This window comes from Vibrio sp. Vb0304 (genome assembly GCF_033338995.1).
GTDB classification, from domain to species: Bacteria; Pseudomonadota; Gammaproteobacteria; order Enterobacterales; family Vibrionaceae; genus Vibrio; species Vibrio alginolyticus.
On record NZ_JAWOTT010000003.1, the window covers coordinates 1 to 17,214 of the forward strand.

The 17,214-nt window shown below is 44.8% G+C and carries 14 protein-coding genes; 6 read left to right on the forward strand and 8 right to left on the reverse strand.

Annotation, left to right across the window (positions count from 1 at the left end):
* Window positions 1-233: 233 nt before the first annotated feature.
* From nhaA to R7P35_RS06855, 5 genes are all read right to left on the reverse strand, one after another.
* On the reverse strand, window positions 234-1,385 hold the full coding sequence (gene nhaA, locus R7P35_RS06835; RefSeq protein WP_005378034.1) for a Na+/H+ antiporter NhaA: 1,152 nt from the start codon (window positions 1,383-1,385) through the stop codon (window positions 234-236).
* Between the two features lie 330 nt (window positions 1,386-1,715).
* Entirely contained in the window at window positions 1,716-2,840 is a 1,125-nt protein-coding gene (locus R7P35_RS06840; RefSeq protein WP_025766852.1) for a lipocalin-like domain-containing protein, read from the reverse strand.
* A complete protein-coding gene (locus tag R7P35_RS06845) occupies window positions 2,840-5,293 on the reverse strand; it encodes an ABC transporter permease (RefSeq protein WP_005378038.1) in 2,454 nt (817 codons plus the stop codon). Before R7P35_RS06845 ends, R7P35_RS06840 begins: the two co-directional genes overlap by 1 nt.
* A complete protein-coding gene (locus tag R7P35_RS06850; protein ID WP_005378040.1) occupies window positions 5,274-5,945 on the reverse strand; it encodes an ABC transporter ATP-binding protein in 672 nt (223 codons plus the stop codon). Before R7P35_RS06850 ends, R7P35_RS06845 begins: the two co-directional genes overlap by 20 nt.
* 187 nt (window positions 5,946-6,132) lie before the next feature.
* Window positions 6,133-7,509 (reverse strand): MATE family efflux transporter, encoded by a 1,377-nt coding sequence (locus R7P35_RS06855; protein WP_017820846.1) that lies wholly within the window; start codon window positions 7,507-7,509, stop codon window positions 6,133-6,135.
* A gap of 94 nt (window positions 7,510-7,603) precedes the next feature.
* On the opposite strand from R7P35_RS06855, the gene R7P35_RS06860 reads away from it, so the two are divergent.
* The gene (locus tag R7P35_RS06860) at window positions 7,604-9,055 is read left to right on the forward strand and encodes a DUF2867 domain-containing protein (protein ID WP_213904724.1); all 1,452 of its coding nucleotides are present in this window, start codon (window positions 7,604-7,606) and stop codon (window positions 9,053-9,055) included.
* A 30-nt stretch (window positions 9,056-9,085) separates the two neighbouring features.
* Here the strand turns inward: R7P35_RS06860 and R7P35_RS06865 are convergent, their stop codons facing one another.
* From R7P35_RS06865 to rsuA, 3 genes are all read right to left on the reverse strand, one after another.
* Window positions 9,086-9,748: a DUF2913 family protein gene (locus R7P35_RS06865; RefSeq protein ID WP_054700677.1), complete on the reverse strand. Its 663-nt coding sequence runs from the start codon at window positions 9,746-9,748 to the stop codon at window positions 9,086-9,088.
* A complete protein-coding gene (locus R7P35_RS06870) occupies window positions 9,748-10,950 on the reverse strand; it encodes a Bcr/CflA family multidrug efflux MFS transporter (protein ID WP_005378055.1) in 1,203 nt (400 codons plus the stop codon). Before R7P35_RS06870 ends, R7P35_RS06865 begins: the two co-directional genes overlap by 1 nt.
* A 436-nt stretch (window positions 10,951-11,386) precedes the next feature.
* Entirely contained in the window at window positions 11,387-12,088 is a 702-nt protein-coding gene (rsuA, locus tag R7P35_RS06875; protein ID WP_033905117.1) for a 16S rRNA pseudouridine(516) synthase RsuA, read from the reverse strand.
* A 121-nt stretch (window positions 12,089-12,209) separates the two neighbouring features.
* Here rsuA and R7P35_RS06880 point away from each other — a divergent pair, with 121 nt between their 5' ends.
* The 5 genes from R7P35_RS06880 (at window position 12,210) to rplY (ending at window position 17,120) form a co-directional block, all read left to right on the forward strand.
* Window positions 12,210-13,961, forward strand: coding sequence for a DEAD/DEAH box helicase (locus R7P35_RS06880; RefSeq protein ID WP_213904725.1), 1,752 nt, complete (start codon window positions 12,210-12,212; stop codon window positions 13,959-13,961).
* A 155-nt stretch (window positions 13,962-14,116) separates the two neighbouring features.
* Entirely contained in the window at window positions 14,117-14,482 is a 366-nt protein-coding gene (locus R7P35_RS06885) for a PepSY domain-containing protein (protein ID WP_372008595.1), read from the forward strand.
* Window positions 14,483-14,558: 76 nt separating this feature from the next.
* Window positions 14,559-15,218 (forward strand): response regulator transcription factor, encoded by a 660-nt coding sequence (locus tag R7P35_RS06890; protein ID WP_104979004.1) that lies wholly within the window; start codon window positions 14,559-14,561, stop codon window positions 15,216-15,218.
* Window positions 15,208-16,557: an ATP-binding protein gene (locus tag R7P35_RS06895; RefSeq protein ID WP_054576423.1), complete on the forward strand. Its 1,350-nt coding sequence runs from the start codon at window positions 15,208-15,210 to the stop codon at window positions 16,555-16,557. The genes R7P35_RS06890 and R7P35_RS06895 overlap by 11 nt, the downstream gene beginning before the upstream one ends.
* 284 nt (window positions 16,558-16,841) lie before the next feature.
* Window positions 16,842-17,120: a 50S ribosomal protein L25 gene (gene rplY, locus R7P35_RS06900; RefSeq protein WP_005378066.1), complete on the forward strand. Its 279-nt coding sequence runs from the start codon at window positions 16,842-16,844 to the stop codon at window positions 17,118-17,120.
* Window positions 17,121-17,214: the final 94 nt, after the last annotated feature.

Sequence of the window (17,214 nt, forward strand, 5' to 3'; positions counted from 1 at the left end):
ACGTTGCTGCTTTTTTCTTATTAACTCCTATGTTTGTATCCGCCCAGTCAAATTTTCGGCTGGGCTTTTTTTCGCCTATAGATTTACCAAGCGCCTCTTTCGATGATTTGCCCCAACTCCATAAGCTAGACCTTAGTTGGTCACAAAAGTAACCACCCTGAAGTGGTTGATGTGCCGATCTGCAGACATAAAAAAGCCTCCCGAATGGGAGGCTTTACTAAACAGTGTGTATCTTACGCTTGCGCTTTCTTAGGCAAAGAAAAGTGCAGTAACGCGTAGCCAAGTAACGCGGCTGTCGTCGAGCCCATTAAGATGCCTAGTCGAGCATAGGTATCAAACTCAGGGCTTACATTTCCAAACGCTAAAGAGGAAATGAATATAGACATTGTAAAACCGATACCGCACAACACAGAGACCGCAAAGATATGTTTGAAGTTAATGCCTTCCGGTAGCTTAGCTACACCCATTTTCACAGCTGCCCAACTAAAGGTGAAGATACCTAGAGGCTTACCAACCAGTAGCCCCAAAGCAATACCTAATGGCAGCATTGAAGTTAGGCCTGACATCGATACGCCTTCTAGCGAAATCCCCGCATTTGCAAATGCGAATAGAGGTAAGATACCAAATGCCACGTATGGATGAAGTGCGTGCTCCATGTGCTTAAGTGGGGAATGTTCGCCCTGTTTACCCTTAAGAGGAATAGCAAAGCCGATCACTACGCCTGCAAGTGTTGCGTGAACACCAGATTTAAGTACCGCAAACCATAAGATCGCGCCGACTATCATGTATGGCGTCAGTTTCGTTACTTCCTTCGCATTCAACATGAACAGGACACCAGTCATGATGAAGCCAACAAGCAGCGCCATGCTAGAAAGATCACCTGTGTAAAACAGTGCAATAATAACAACCACACCTAAATCGTCGATGATAGCGAGAGCTAACAAAAACACTTTAAGGCTTACTGGTACGCGCTTACCTAGTAGCGCCATGATACCTAGAGCAAATGCAATATCCGTCGCAGCTGGAATTGCCCAGCCAGAAACCGCCTCTGGGTCGTTAGCATTAAACGCAACGTAAATAAGAGCAGGGGCTAACATACCACCAACCGCTGCAATCGCAGGGAAAATTGCGGTTTCTTTTGATTTTAGCGCTCCTTCAAGTAGCTCTCGCTTCACTTCAAGGCCAATAAGTAAGAAGAAAACAGCCATTAGGCCGTCATTAATCCAGTGAGAAACTGACATACCGAATACATAAGTATGCAGTACAGATTGATAAGTTTCGCCCAGCGGTGAGTTAGCAATGGTCATCGCAATTGCCGCTGCGATTACGAGAAGAATACCACCTGCTGATTCCATTTTGAAAAAGTCACGAATGACATCGTTCATGGTTTCGTCCTTATATTTATTATCTTGATAAACGATTAACAAAGAGTGATAAGAGTGTATAGCTGTCGAAAACTTTAGAATAATCGCTTCTTCAGAGTATAAACTTCGGTTTTTTCGATGTTAAGTTTACTATACATCGTATTTTCCAACATGACACTCAATTTTGATCGGAGATCGTATTTGTTTTTGTCGCACCAAATATTTATCAAGATGATGAGAAAATCAGCATAACACGGCTTGTACCATCATGATAACCCCGTACTTTTGAGAAAAAGCTAGGAAGCTTCGCGCACTAAAAAACCACCCGTAGGGGGTGGTTTTCTTCACAACTCAATAGCCTGTCAGCTGCATAAAGCCCCAAGCCTCATTGGAGCCGGAGGCTAAAGTAGGCCCTTCCCAGTAAGGTATTACAAAGGGTAGCCACATATCTGACTTGATAATGCGGGTAGTCAAATTAATTTGATGCTTCGGAATATTGATAATCCATTGCAAAGGTAACCTTCTTCCATTGGATAAACTGGTCACTTGCATTGGCTTGATACTGATATCATCGTCTGAGAGGTTGATGACTTTACCTGAGCGTGTCGACAACGTGCCAAACACGTGCGGTGTTTGCCCATGGTGACGATAACGGCTAACAGTTAATGCTCGACCATCATCTAAATTGAAAACAAACCAATCCCAGCCTTGTTGCCCCTCACCAATTAAGCCGCTGCCCCACTCTTTTTGCGCCCAAGCAGAACCCGTCACTAAGAATCGCTTACCATTTAAGCTTAAGCTGCCTTTTACTTTTAAAAATGGAGCACTGAAGCTGAAAGAAGCAACAGATTGCAACGCATGTTTAACTTGGAAACCTTTGTCTCCATTCACGACAAAGGGGCCGTTTGTCATGGTATTGAGCTCAAGTCCAAACGTATCAGTATTCACATTCAAGTTACCCGGGAAAGGCGTCGCACCGAGTGATCGCCAAGTCCAATTATCAATCCATAACCTGAAAGGACGATTGATCATACCAGCTTGGCCTATCCCTCCTCTAGCTACCCGTTGCTCTTTCCATACATGCGAGCCATGACTGACGACAACATGTGAAATGTACAATTGAGGGTTCTGCCAACCGCTGGTTTCTCGCTCGTCCGTCGCAACCCTGAAATAGCTCCATTGAACATTGTAGATCTTGCCTTGCTCATCTTTTAGTTTCGCAAAGTAGTGCCACCATTCATGCTGATACTCGGGATGAAAGCGAAAGTCTGAGGGTAAAGAGACATGCTCATTAGGTAGTACAGGCTCGAAAATCGTTTGATTTTCACGCGTTAAGATAGAATCAAGTTCGCTTTCTCGTGTTGCTGTCGCCTCTAACCAAAAAGTCGAGTAAAAAGCAGCCCCAGTCAGAAAAGCGAACGTAACAACAATGAGCGTTGAAACCAACAAGCGTTTTTTAGAGCCCATTTTTTTCATTACAACGCGTCCCTTAATGACTTCATCGGTGTACTTTTGATCATTCTAATAACTGGCAATGCGCCAGCAACCATGATGGCAAGCATTGCCCAAGCAATGGTTTGAGCATACTCCCATGGAATCGTTTGAAGCTCTAGAGACCAGCCAAATGATTGCTTAATGATAATATCAACGATCAAATGTGCGAGCGCCAAGCCGAGCGGCACTGCAATAATCGCAGAAATGGCTCCGAAGACGAATAGCTGCAAACCACCTAATACGACAAGTTCTTTTCCGGACACACCCATGCACCTTAATAAGGAAAAGTGCCGCTGCCGTGAAAGTTCTCCTGCCAACGTCGCAAAGAATAAACCAAACACAGCAATAATCAGCGTGATATTGCCCAAGGTTCCTGCTATCGCAAAGGTATGATCAAACACTCTCATTGCTTGGCTATAAATATTACCGTTATCAAACACACGATCTTGCGGGAGACGGAATACATTCTCTAAGCGATTTTTCAGCCCTTCTCCATTGACGTTATCTTTTAATACTACGCCAAGACCAACATTACCCGTACCTGCAAATGCATACAGCCAATTCCGGTGCGACATCATCACCTGGTTATATGGGTTTCCATAATCGTAGTAAACGCCTACGACTTGCCAGTCACCACCAAGCGGTTCTTGCAAGTTAATGAAATCGCCAGGGCGGATATCCAGCTTCAAGGCCATCGACTCACTGACCATTAAGCTCTTGGTAGCGTGCAGTTGATACCAGTAATTTGGGACACCTAACTTGACGGTAAGTGAGTCTAACTCACCTTCAGAAGAGCCCGTACTCACAACTTGCAGAGCACCATGCTCGGTCGGCATATCTTTTTCCCAGCGCCACCAAACCGAGTTCACCTCTGGCTGATTCTGGAGCCATGCGCTCATCCTAGCGGCTGAATTGTTGGTCGGATAGATGTACACATCAGCGGCTAATCGCTGATTTAGCCACTTATCGGTTGTATCTCGAAAGCTTCCGACCATTGTTTCTACACCAATGTTTGCCGCCAGCGCTAACATAAACGCCATCGTAGCCACACCGCGATAGCTCATGCTGGCTGCTGCATCAGCAAAAAACCAACGGACACGAACCCATCGCATGGTATAAGAAAAACTTTGGAACATATGCCACATAATAAATGGCATAAACAACGCCACACTAACCAACATCAGAGCAATAATAGCAAAGCCGGTTTCTTGTGTTTTCGGCGCCTGATATACCGCTATTGCAGCGACACAAAACGCACATGCCGCAAGCGCCTGCCAAGAGAACTCTCTTCCAGCAAATCGCATTAGCGACAGTCGAGAAGAAAGGCGGATTGGTTGTGACTTCAACAAACGGATTAATGGCCACAGACACGATATCAACGCACCCATCGCTGCCATGATTAGACTGTATAAGCTAGATTGCCATGACCATCCTATGGTTAAGCCTACGTTGGCATCATACAAATCACTCAGGCTCGAAGACACTGCTGGGATAAGTTCATTTGCTAAGATCAAGCCAAAAAAGTTACCACACGCCCACGCAATAAAGACGAGCAAAGACAACTCTAGTAATAAAGCTTGCGCTAACTGTGTTCCGTTAACACCAGTCTGTCTCAAAATACCTACCAAACGTTGTCGCTGGATGAAAGACAGAGACATCGCTTGATAAAAAATAAACAACCCGACCAAAAACGACAGCATTCCCATCGCGGTGAGATTCATATGGAATGCGTTAGTTAGCGACTCAAGCTCTGTACGCGTATTCCTAACGAGCGTCATTCCGTTTGGCAGCATGTTTTTCAGTGCTATTAGCTTTTCCTCTGGCATTTCACCACAAGAAATCGCAGACAAACCTGAGCTCCGCTTGAGCATACGCAACAACGATATATCAGTAACCAGCCGAGTACCCGAAAGCATCTTGTCCTTATCTACTTGAATAGGCCCAAGACGGCTTCCGTCATTCATCTCAATGAAGTCCCCATCCTGCCAACTCATGTAAGCGGCCAAATCTTGACTAACGAGAATAGGATAAGGAGGCTTCATTAGTGATAAAACAGGCATCTCACCTAGCGATTTTCCTTGTTGTAGTGGGATCATCGCGACAGGATCTATCCCCACCAACATCAGGCTCATATCGGTCTTGGCATCTAGATGCAGCACGTCAAACGGTGCACATTGGTTGAACCCAGCTCGACGTAACTGAATATAGAAACCTTGAGGAATTTTATTGGCAGAGTGCTTCGTTCGGATTCGGTATGGCAAAGGATTGGAGAAAAGCTTTTCCCCAGTAGCATAACTTTGTTTTGCATGCTGGTTGATAGAAGTAACACCAACAAGGAGGGACACGCCTAAAGTTAATCCCAGCCAGACAAGAATAATTTGTAGAGGGTAACGACGGTAATGACCGAGTAGTGCCTTAACTACGGGCCATAACATGTAGCTGCCCTCCTTGAAGTCGAATCTTTCCTTCCATATGGGCGGCCACTTTTTCACTGTGCGTCACTAACAGCAAAGTACACTCCAGTTGGCGAGCGAGACTCGTTAATAAGCGCATTACTGCTTCTGCGTTTCGCTCATCTAGACTACCAGTTGGCTCATCAGCAAGCAGGATTTTGGGTTCCATATAGAGTGCACGAGCAATCGCCGCACGTTGTTGCTGACCACCAGACGCCTCTTCCGGATAACGTCCTAGCAATGGCATTAAGTCCAAAGCAGAAAGAATTTGACGCCACAACTCTTTATCTTCCGGCAGACCTTTTAACTGACGACAAAAACGAATATTGTCGGCAATATTAAGTGTAGGAAGCAGGTTGAATTGTTGGAAGATATTCCCAATATTGTTGCGGCGATAAAGGGTTCTTAAATGCTCCGGTGCTTCATGCATAGCAAAATTTGGAAACTGCACTTCACCAGAGTCAGCAGTATCTAATCCGGCGATTAAATTCAGCAGAGTACTTTTACCCGAACCACTTTCTCCCATCAGAGCAACTTGGTCGCCTTGCTGCAATGTTAATTCTGCCCCTTGTAATACAGGGTGAAACTCTCCCCCGTCTACATAGCCTTTACATAGGTCTGACAGTTTTAACATTGATTATGCCGCTCGGATGGTGTTTAAAAATTGGGATCAGAATCTACACTAAAATCCTGTTAGTAGAAAGTATTTTGAATGCTTGATCACACTATGGAAGTACAAATGCAACTCGATTCACTTTCTGTTGCTAATTTTGTTGACGTTTTGAGCAGATTTTTGCAGCTAAAATAAACTCTGTTCCTCCTTACTGGCCAATCAGGTTTTTCATCCATTTTCGGCTAACCATTCTTGGCAAGCAAATCGCCCACTTCACAACTTCTTCCGTCAAAAAGAGTAAGTAAACCCATTGTGGGTCCCAATTGAGATAAATCGCTGCAAATGCTGCGAGTGGAATCCCGATCACCCACTGCGCCAAGATGTCTTGATACAAACAAAACTTAACATCACCGCCCGCACGTAATACACCAACAATAGCCATCATCGGCACCGAGCGTAGCACGACACCCAACGCAAGAATCACCATAAACTGTTCAGCTAGCTCGCGAGTGTCCGTTGTCAGTGCACTAAACGCATTAAGGATCCATTGATTTGACACTATCAACAAGACGGCGACCACAAATGCGATAAGCACATTCAAAATGACCGTAGCCCATGCTTGATAATAAACGGGTTCAAAATTACGAGCGCCGAGCTGGTTCCCTACTAGAACTGCGGCCGCATTCGATAAACCAATCATCATCGCCAATGCGATCGACTCAACAGGTGTCATTACGGAAAGTGCCGCCAAACCTTGTACACCTGCTTGCCCCATGATGGCGTGATAAGCAAACAGCCCACCAGCCCACGCCAAGAAGTTAAATGTGGTTGGCAAAGAGAGGCTCAAGAAACGCGTAATTTTATCTAAGACCAATCCTGCGCGTATATCATCCCAACCAAATGCGATTATGTGTTTTTTCAACCATAGATAACCAAACAAGCAACCTACTTCGATCGCGCCACTGATTACCGTTGCGATCGCTGCTCCCGTAATACCCAGAGCAGGAAAGCCTAATTGACCAAAAATTAAAACCCAGTTAAGAAAAACATTAGATAAAATGCCTATACCACTAAAAAAAGTGCTTAGGCCTGGTTGGTGCATCGCCCTTAGGCCCACCGACATACTGGCCACACATGCAACAGCAAACATGCTAACCGACGAAATAATGAGATAGCTGGCCCCTAATTCAATCACTTCTTGTGAATCGGTAGTCAAGCTCATGATGAGTTGTGGAAAAACAACAAACAAAGCAACAGCAATCGCAGCAAACATCATTGCGATCATCCATGTTAAAGCGGTACTGCGACGCACCCCAACTTTATCGCCAGCCCCCCAATATTGAGCGGTTAACAACGCACCGCCCGTTGTCACCCCAACTAACATGATGGTGGTGACGAAAGTCGCGCGTGCAGCAACTCCAACAGCGGCAATTTCAGCTTCACCAAGTTGACCAAGCATAAGAACATCGACGAGGCTTCGGCTTGAAAACATCATGCTTTGCAGTGTAATTGGTAACGCGATTGCAAATAAACGACGTAAGAATGCTTTATCTGCGTGTATTGAGAGTTGAGAAAGAAAAGTCACAAGCGCTCCAACGACAACTTATTGATAGAATGGGGAAAGTGTCTCATGATTATACTCTGTGGTGTTTATTCCACCAACGATAAAAGGACAGATAATGAAAAAGGTGTTGGTGCTAGGCGCCTCGGGTTACATTGGCTCTCAACTTCTTCCGTTACTTTTAGATAAAGGTTACGCCGTCACAGCAGCGGCGCGACATATTGATTATTTAGAGTCAAGAACTCAGCCTCACCCTAATTTAACGTTAAGGTATCTCGACTTGGCTGACGCAGAGACCACGAAGGCTGTAGTGAACGATTTTGATTTAGTATTTTTTCTCGTGCACGGGATGGCTCAAGGTGATGACTTTGTTGAGTACGAACTAAACCTTGCTTTGAACTTCAAGTTTGCGTTGGAACAAAGCTCCGTCGAGCATGTTATCTATTTGAGCGCCATTCAACCTCAAACCGGAAACTCTCGCCATTTAGCCGCTCGTAAAGCCACGGGAAAAATAATTCGACAGTCTGGTATTCCAGTAACTGAATTGCGTGCTGGCGTTATCATCGGCCCCGGCTCTGCCGCTTTCGAAATCATGCGTGACTTTGTCTACAACTTACCTATTTTGATCGCGCCTAAATGGGTCGACTCAAAAGCGAACCCTATTGCCTTGCCCAACCTCAACCACTATTTGTTGAAGTTAGCAGAAGCCCCCTCTCCAGAAGAAAGTCAAATTTATGAAGTTGGTGGGCCAGATACACTTAGCTACCGCGAACAGTTCAAAGTCATTTGCCGAATCACGAACAAGCCGTATCGGCTGTGGTCGACCTCGCTACTTACTCCGAAAATGGCATCGTACTGGCTAGGTTTAGTTACCTCAGTGCCAACTAGTATCGGTAAAGCATTACTTGCGGGCTTAGAGCACGACTACATTGCAGACTCCAAAGCGATTGAAGAACGATTTCCTCAAACGCTGATCAGCTACGAGCAAGCGGTAACTGATACCATTCAAGATGAAGGCACATTTGTACGCAGTAATGTCTGGGGGTTTGAACCCGCAGCGCTTCGTCGATGGCAACCAGGATATGGCTATTACCCAAAACAAGCTGGAGCGAGCATTAAAACTCATGCCTCCGCTGCGGCATTATGGAAAGTGGCGCAAAAGATCGGGAGTCGCGAAAAAGGCTATTACTTTGCCAACATCTTGTGGCGTACACGTGAATGGCTCGATATCTTTTTTGGTGGCGGAAAACCGATTCGCGTTTCTCCTCCTGGACCAGAGCTTAAAGTCGGTGATTTTATTGACTCTTGGAAAGTGATTCGCTGCGATAATAATCAGTTTCTTTCACTGTTTTTTGGTATGAAAGGCCCAGGCCTTGGGCGTTTAGAAATTACCATCAAAGATCTCGGTGACGAACGAGAGCTGGATATTACCGCCTGGTGGCACCCGCAAGGGTTTCTTGGGCTGCTTTATTGGTTTGCAATGATGCCAGCCCATCTTTTCATATTTAAAGGCATGGTCAAAGCCATCGCGAAAGAAGCAAACCGTTTAGAAAACAAAAAGCCCCAATAACAGGGGCTTCTAAACACTCAAAATGTCACTTTAGTCAGCTTTGAACGAGAGTGGAATTTCGGCTAACTGGTTGCCTTCGTTTGCTGGAAAAATAAGGTACTCGCCATGGTATTTCACCATCGATTTGTAGTCTGTTACCTTATGTACCATAAAGCCCGATTGCGCTGCTTTCTCAACAAACTCAGCATGATTGCCACGTACAAACCAACTCATTGGCTTTACGAGCAACTCGCCATCAAAACAGCTTTCGCATTGGTCTGCACATAACGCTAAAGAGTTTTGACCTTCAGTGAAGATTTGTACTTTGCCGCACCCAATCAGTTGCTCAGACGTCGAGACTTCCCAGCCTGCTTGCTCCATCAAATCAAGAAAAGACTCAATATCTGAATCTTTGAACACTTTGGAGTCTTCACCTTCAGGGAAGAATTGCGCATAAAAAGCAGAAATACGCTTGAAGATAAACAACAAACCAGCATCGTTCCCCTTTGAGCGACCTGCTTTTTGCCAACGCGTTAAGTCATCGCCTACCGTACGTCCGAAACGTTGTGATTTTAGCGCCTTTGTTACCCAACGCACTAAATAATGGTTATTCGCAACAGGGGCATTGGCTAACTTACCTGAGCGATGCTCTTGATCTAACTCTTCAAGTGCTGAGTTAACCAAGTTTTGAATTTCTTTGGTGTAATTCGACATTACGCCTTTCTTCCTAAAGTCCAATAAAACAGTGCTGAAAGCACAGAACAAGCAAACATTACGATGATCATCGGCCAAGCAACATTCCCGGGCAGTGATGCCACCAGCGCACCAACCAATGAACCGATACCGAATCTTAATGTCCCCGCTAGAGACGACGCCGTACCCGCCATTGATGGGTAACCACTTAAAAGCAGCGCCATCGCGTTACTACCTATCGTCGACAATGTACCGATAAACAGCACAACAAAAGGTACAATGCCCCATAATCCGAAGTCCATTAACCAACTTACGAATAAACCAATTCCCGCCAAAAGTTGCACGAACAACCCAAAACGAAGCATGGCATGGGAACCAACTTTCTTCACCAAGCGACCATTAATACTGGTCATGATGATCATCGCCACAATGTTCAAACCAAATAGGTAACCAAAGTGGTCTGGTCGAACACCATATAAATCAATATAAACAAACGAACCCGCCGTCAAAAATGCAAACATTCCGGAAAATGAAAACGCACCTGAGAGCATCAAACCGATCGCTTCAGGATTGGAGCATAATCTGGCGTAGTTTCTCAGCGTCGTGCGGAAACGAAGAGGCTGACGATTTTCAAGCTGTAACGTTTCAGGGATTTTCCAAAGTACGAGAAAAATCACGACTACAGCGAAAATAGCTAATACCCAAAAAATGGAACGCCAACCAAACCAAATCGCGAGATGGCCACCGATCATCGGTGCCACCAACGGCGCAATAGTAATGACCAGAGTAACGAAGGACATTGCGCGTGCAAAGTCTTCACGGTCAAACATGTCACGCACGACAGCTTGGATAATGACCGCCGCTGCCGCGCCAGCAAAACCTTGTGCCGTACGTACATAGGTCAGCGCATCAATGCCATTTGTTGTCGCACTCACAACAGCAGCCAAGCCGAAGAAAAGTACGCCTAAAATCAACACAGGTCTGCGACCAAAGCTATCGGCAAGCGGCCCGTGAATTAACTGGCCGATCGCAAAACCCGCGGTATAAGCCGTCAACGTAATCTGAACCGCGCCAGGCGCGACCCCCAAATCTTTCGCAATTGTCGGCATCGCAGGCAAATACATATCGATCGCCAAAGGCGTCAAAGCACCAATCGCTCCTAGTACCAGAAACAATAGAAAACTGATTTGGGATTGCGGAGCACTTTGAGCTTTTTCTGTCATTCTTTTACCTCTTGTTGGAGCCCTACCGTCAATACTTGCAGAACAAAGTGAAAATAACGGAAGTTCTCATATCGCTGAATGTAGAAGCCAAAAACCTGTTCTATCCAACGTTCGAGAATCATAAGGGCAAATATGTACCAAGGTGTGACCTTGACGAACTCGACATAGAAAAGCATGTGAAAGCGAAATGTGTTTATGGGAAACAAACACAATGCAGTAAAAATGATGGCGTTGACACCATCATTCCATTCACCGTAGCCGAAGGCTTTGCAATAAGAGTATGCATGCATCAGCTAAATGCAAAGGCATATCACTGAGATGAGTAAGCACACCGGAATTGTCTAGGCACTAATTTTGGTAGGAAAATTTATTTTGAGCCAATTCCTACCAAAAGACTAGTTCCTATTAGGAACTAAAGAATTTCCCATGCCGACAATTAATTCCAAATAGAATCAATTTCTTCTTGCGTGAGGTAGCGATAATCACCTGGTTCTAGTGCCTCATCAAGTTCGATAGAACCAATACGCTCACGATGTAAGTACTCAACTTTATTTCCTAACGCCGCGAACATACGTTTCACTTGGTGATACTTACCTTCCACGATAGTTAACAATACTTCATTCTCGGCCTCGTTCACGATTTCCAAACGAGCGGGCAATGTTGCTTCTGATTCATTGCGCAAAATGATGCCTTGTTCGAGCTTTTCCGCGTAATCTGGCTGAATAGCATCGACGAGCCAAACACGGTACGTTTTCTCACACTTATGCTTAGGTGAGGTAATACGGTGAGACCACTTACCATCATCCGTAATCAACACTAAACCAGTTGTGTCGACATCTAATCGGCCCGCAAAGTGAAGGTTTTCAATTTTAGGCTCATCAAGCAGTGCGAATGCAGTTTGGTTGTAGCCATCTTCATGTGAACAAACAAAGTCAGCAGGCTTATACAACATAATGTAACGAGGACCAGGAGCACCAATAACACGGTCTTCCCACATCACTTCCGCACCTTCAGGTACTTTAAATGCACCACTTTTTTGAACCTCACCGTCTACGGTGATGTCTCCACTTTTGATGATCTTTGTTGCCTGTTTGCGTGTTGCACCCAGAGCGTCACACAAATATTTATCTAAACGCATGAATACCTCATTGAATTATACCCAAGTGATCTCTAAATCTCGGTTTAAAGGTCACTTGGGTATAAAAGTCAGGTATTATAGCGTTCCTCGTTCGAATAGTTGAGCAATTTCACATATTTTCATGTACACACTTCGTCCTTATCAAGCCGACTCGGTTAAAGCCGTTATTCATTACTTTCGTAAACACTCGACACCAGCAGTGATCGTGCTGCCAACCGGTGCAGGAAAAAGCTTGGTGATCGCAGAACTTGCTCGCCTTGCGAAAGGACGAGTGTTAGTCCTCGCCCACGTAAAAGAACTGGTCGAGCAAAACCACGCGAAGTATGAAGGTTATGGTTTAAAAGGTTCTATCTTCTCAGCAGGATTGGGACGAAAAGAAACTGACCAGCAAGTCGTGTTTGCTTCGGTTCAATCGGTCGTACGTAACTTAGATTCGTTCAAAAACCAGTTTTCTCTGCTCGTTATTGATGAGTGCCATCGTGTGCCAGATGACAAAAACAGCAGCTACCAAAAAGTTATTACTCACTTACGAGAACTGAACCCTGGCATTAAGGTGCTGGGACTAACTGCAACGCCCTATCGTTTAGGAATGGGCTGGATTTATCAGTATCACACCCGAGGTCAAGTGCGAACCGAAGAGCCTCGATTCTTCCGCGATTGTATTTTCGAACTGCCGATCCGTTACTTGCTCGACGAAAACTTCCTCACTCCAGCCCGCATGATGGATGCCCCCGTTTTGTCTTACGACTTCTCACAACTGAAGCCCGCTAACACCGGACGCTACAAAGAAGCAGAAATGGACATGGTGATCGATAAAGCCAAACGTGCGACTCCACAAATTGTTGAGCAAATCATGCAATATGCGAAAGAGCGTCAAGGTGTCATGATCTTCGCTGCAACTGTTCGACACGCACAGGAGATACACAGTTTATTGCCAGAAGGCGAAACTGAAATCGTCATTGGTGATACACCTACGCCGGAGCGCGATGCGATCATCCAAGCGTTCAAGAATCGTCAAATAAAATACTTAGTCAATGTTTCGGTACTGACAACCGGGTTTGATGCGCCGCATGTCGATTTAATCGCGATTTTGCGACCAACAGAGTCAGTCAGTCTGTACCAACAGATAGTAGGACGAGGATTACGCTTATCAGACGGAAAATCAGAATGTTTAGTGCTTGATTACGCAGGCAACAGCTACGATTTATACCAACCTGAAGTCGGTGATCCCAAACCAGACTCTGACAGTGAAATTATCACGATTCCTTGCCCGGCTTGCGGATTCAATAACAACTTCTGGGGTAAGTTGGATAGTAACGGTTTCTTGGTTGAACATTTTGGCAGACGTTGCCAAGGTTACTTTGAAGATGAAGACACAGGCGAACGTGAACACTGTGGCTACCGTTTTCGTGCCAAATACTGCGGTGAATGTGGTGCGGACAACGATATCGCTGCACGAATTTGTCATGAGTGTGATGCGACGCTCGTAGACTCAGATAAAAAGCTAAAAGAAGCCCTTAATCTCAAAGATGCATTAATCTTTGAATGCACAGAAATGGACCTATCTGTATTTAAGTCCAGTGATGGTAAATCTCAGCTAAAGGTGACGTATTCTGGTGAACCATACCAAGGCGAAGGCAATGCGTTAGTTCATGAGTTTTGGACATTGAGTACCAAAAAACAAAAACAAACGTTTAAAGATCAGTTCGTACGCCCCCACTTAGCAGACAAGCATCGCCCTTTTGAAGAGGCTTCACCGACACGCGTTGTCGCTAATCAACATCGTTTCCGTTTGCCTCAGTTTGTTATTGCTAGAAAATCTGGTCGCTTTTGGAAGCTGCGGGATAAGATTTTTGAAGATGAGTTGAAATAACATCGACAACATATGGCAAAACTTAATTAGCTGATTCACTCTCTGTTCATCTATATCCGATATACTGCGGCTAACGCTCCAGAAAAGGTTTGACTATGTATAAAGCAACGACTTCTCTACATTCTGCGTTACTTTTCGGCCTTATCACGACATTCATGTGTGCACCAAGTTTTGCCAAGCATGGCAACGAGTACACATCACAAAATGGCCACGCCATCGTGCAAGATGTCGAAAAGCCAGGAACACGCATCGAATTCGATGAAGATCAAGATGAGGTCTATCGCGCGGTTCAACAAGGATATATACGACCATTTTCGGAACTTTACGCCGCAGTAGAAAACGACCTATACGGCCGCATCATCAAGGTCGAGCTTGAAGAAGATGATGATGCTTGGGTGTATGAATTGAAAATTCTGTACAACAATAGCGTCCTGAAAGTTGAGTACGACGCCGCCACGCTAGAAATGCTTGAGATCAAAGGTCGCAGCTTTAACAAAGCGTTAAAGCCGCAAAACAACTAAACTTGTCTAATGCGTCATCCAGACACGATGCGTAGCTTACTTCGATAAAAATCCAAACATAATAAGAATCATCAATATGAAAATACTTGTTGTTGAAGATGATCCTCGTTTAGGCGAGCAAATCATCGAAACATTAGAAAGTACCGGCTGGGTACCAGAATTGTCCCAAGATGGCATAGACGCTCTGTATCGCGCGACTTCGGAAGAATGGGACGCCATTGTTCTCGACCTCGGCTTGCCAAAACTGGATGGTCTTACCGTCCTAAAAGGCATCAGAGATGAAAACATTAATACTCCTGTCGTGATTCTAAGCGCTCGCGACACCCTAACGCAGCGAGTTGAAGGCTTAAACGCAGGTGCAGACGATTACCTAACTAAACCATTTGAAATGGTTGAGCTTATCGCTCGTATTCGTGCACAGCTGCGAAGAGCCTCTGGTCATGCCTCTCCTGTGATGCAAATTGGCGACTTGAGCTTGGATACACGCACTTCTAAAGTCATGTGGCAAGGTCAAGCGGTAAGCTTGACGGCGCTAGAGTATAAAGTGGTCGCTTACTTTATGCATAACCCGGAAAAAGTGATTTCTCGAACCGAACTCGTCGAGCACATTTACAAACAAGACTTTGATCGTGACTCCAACACAATCGAAGTTTTTATCGGCCGAATTCGCAAAAAAATCGCACCAAAGATCATCAAAACCGTCCGAGGGTTGGGATACCAATTAAATGCCGAATAGAAACAGGCTACCGTTGAACGCAATAAAACGACTGAGTATCAAAAGTCGCCTCGTTTTAGCGGCGATCGTTTGGTTAACAGCAATGATCCTCGCCGCTGGTGTGACGATACCGACGCAGGTCTACAACTATATGGTTGATGACACTCGCTCACAGCTCAGCATTTTTATGGATGAAGTCGCCGCACAGTTAGAAGTCGATAACACCGGGCATCTTTCACTCGCAGCTCAGCTATCAGACCCTCGATTTAACCGACCTTACAGTGGTTTGTATTGGAGTGCCTCTACAGAGGCAAGCCTCGAACGTTCTCGTTCGTTGTGGGACAAAAAAATCGAATACAAAGGTTTGGATAAAGATGCGTATGGAGCAAGAGGCGAAAAACTAATTACGCTAGAAAAAGCACTGTATCTTCCTGATTACGATGGTCCTATTCACATTATTATTGGTATTGACGAAGAGCCCATTAAAAATACCCTTCAGACGTTAATCGGCCAACTTTGGCTTATTTTGGGTTTATTATTCGCGGGCGTACTTACCGTCATTTTACTGCAAATTGCTTGGTCATTGAGTCCGCTTACAAAGCTACAAAAAGAATTAGCCGAGCTGAAGTCTGGTAATAAAAAGAGTCTAGAAGAAACCTACCCAAAAGAGATTTCTCCTCTAATCTTCGACCTCAACGCTCTGCTGTTCCATTACCAAGAATTACTAGAGAGAGCTCGCAATCATGCAGGTAACCTATCTCATGCACTTAAAACGCCACTTTCTGTTCTAAAAAATGAAGTTCAGACGTTAGAACCTGAGGCACAATCCCGTCTCCGAGCTCCAATCAATCAAATACAAGACCATATCGATTACCATTTGGGTCGTGCCCGTATGGCCGGATCGATGAACATATTATCAGTGAAGTCGAACCCAGCAGAGCGTGTGGATGCTATCTCAATGGCGTTTGATAAAGTGTATGCGAGCCGAAGCATTACCTTAATTAATGAACTTGATTCAGAGCTGAATGTAGCAGTAGAGCAGACCGATCTCGATGAAATGCTAGGTAACTTGCTAGAAAATTGCTATAAGTGGGCCAACAGCATGATTCGTGTGCACTCCTCTCAGGATAAGGAAAATATACACATCATTATTGAAGATGATGGGCCAGGCATCCCTAAAGAGAAACTGAGTCAAGTAATCAAGAGAGGAGTTAGATTGGATGAAACAACCCCTGGCTCAGGTCTTGGTCTAAACATAGTCAGTGAAATGGCACACAGTTACCGAGGTCAATTAACATTGGATACAAGCGCTTTAGGTGGATTAAAAGCATCTTTAGTCTTACATCTCAGCCGAACATAAAGCATATAACACATAAACTTTGTTTTTCGGACCATGATCAGTAAACCGATGAAAATGAAGTCGATGTGAACAAAATCCAAGCAAAGCGTTAAAAGGGATAGCCTTCCACCCCGCTAAATCATACCTTTTTGTTGATTTGGATACGATTTGGGTTGCCCATTTATAAGTGGAATGATAGTATCCGCGCTCGCTTGAACAGTTCCTGTTTCAAGCTTTACCACGAACAACAAGGTCGCATTGTTGATTGTGAACATTTGATTTTTACTAATTTGAGAGTAAATACTATGAAATTCGAAGCAGTAGTACGTACTGAACTAGGTAAAGGTGCGAGCCGCCGCCTACGTCACGCTGGCAAATTCCCTGCAGTTGTATACGGCGGTGAAGAAGCAGCAGTAGCTATCGTTCTTAACCACGACGACATCGTAAACCAAATGGACAAGCCTGAATTCTACGAAGGCATCGTTCTAGTTATCGATGGCAAAGAAGTTAAAGTTAAGCCACAAGACGTTCAACGTCACGCGTTCAAGCCAAAAGTTGAACACATGGACTTCATCCGCATCTAATTCCCTACCAAGGAATTAATCGGATTAAATCCAAACCTTTTGCATAAAAGATAATCGGACTTACCAACCGAGACATCTAAAAATTTCAAAACCC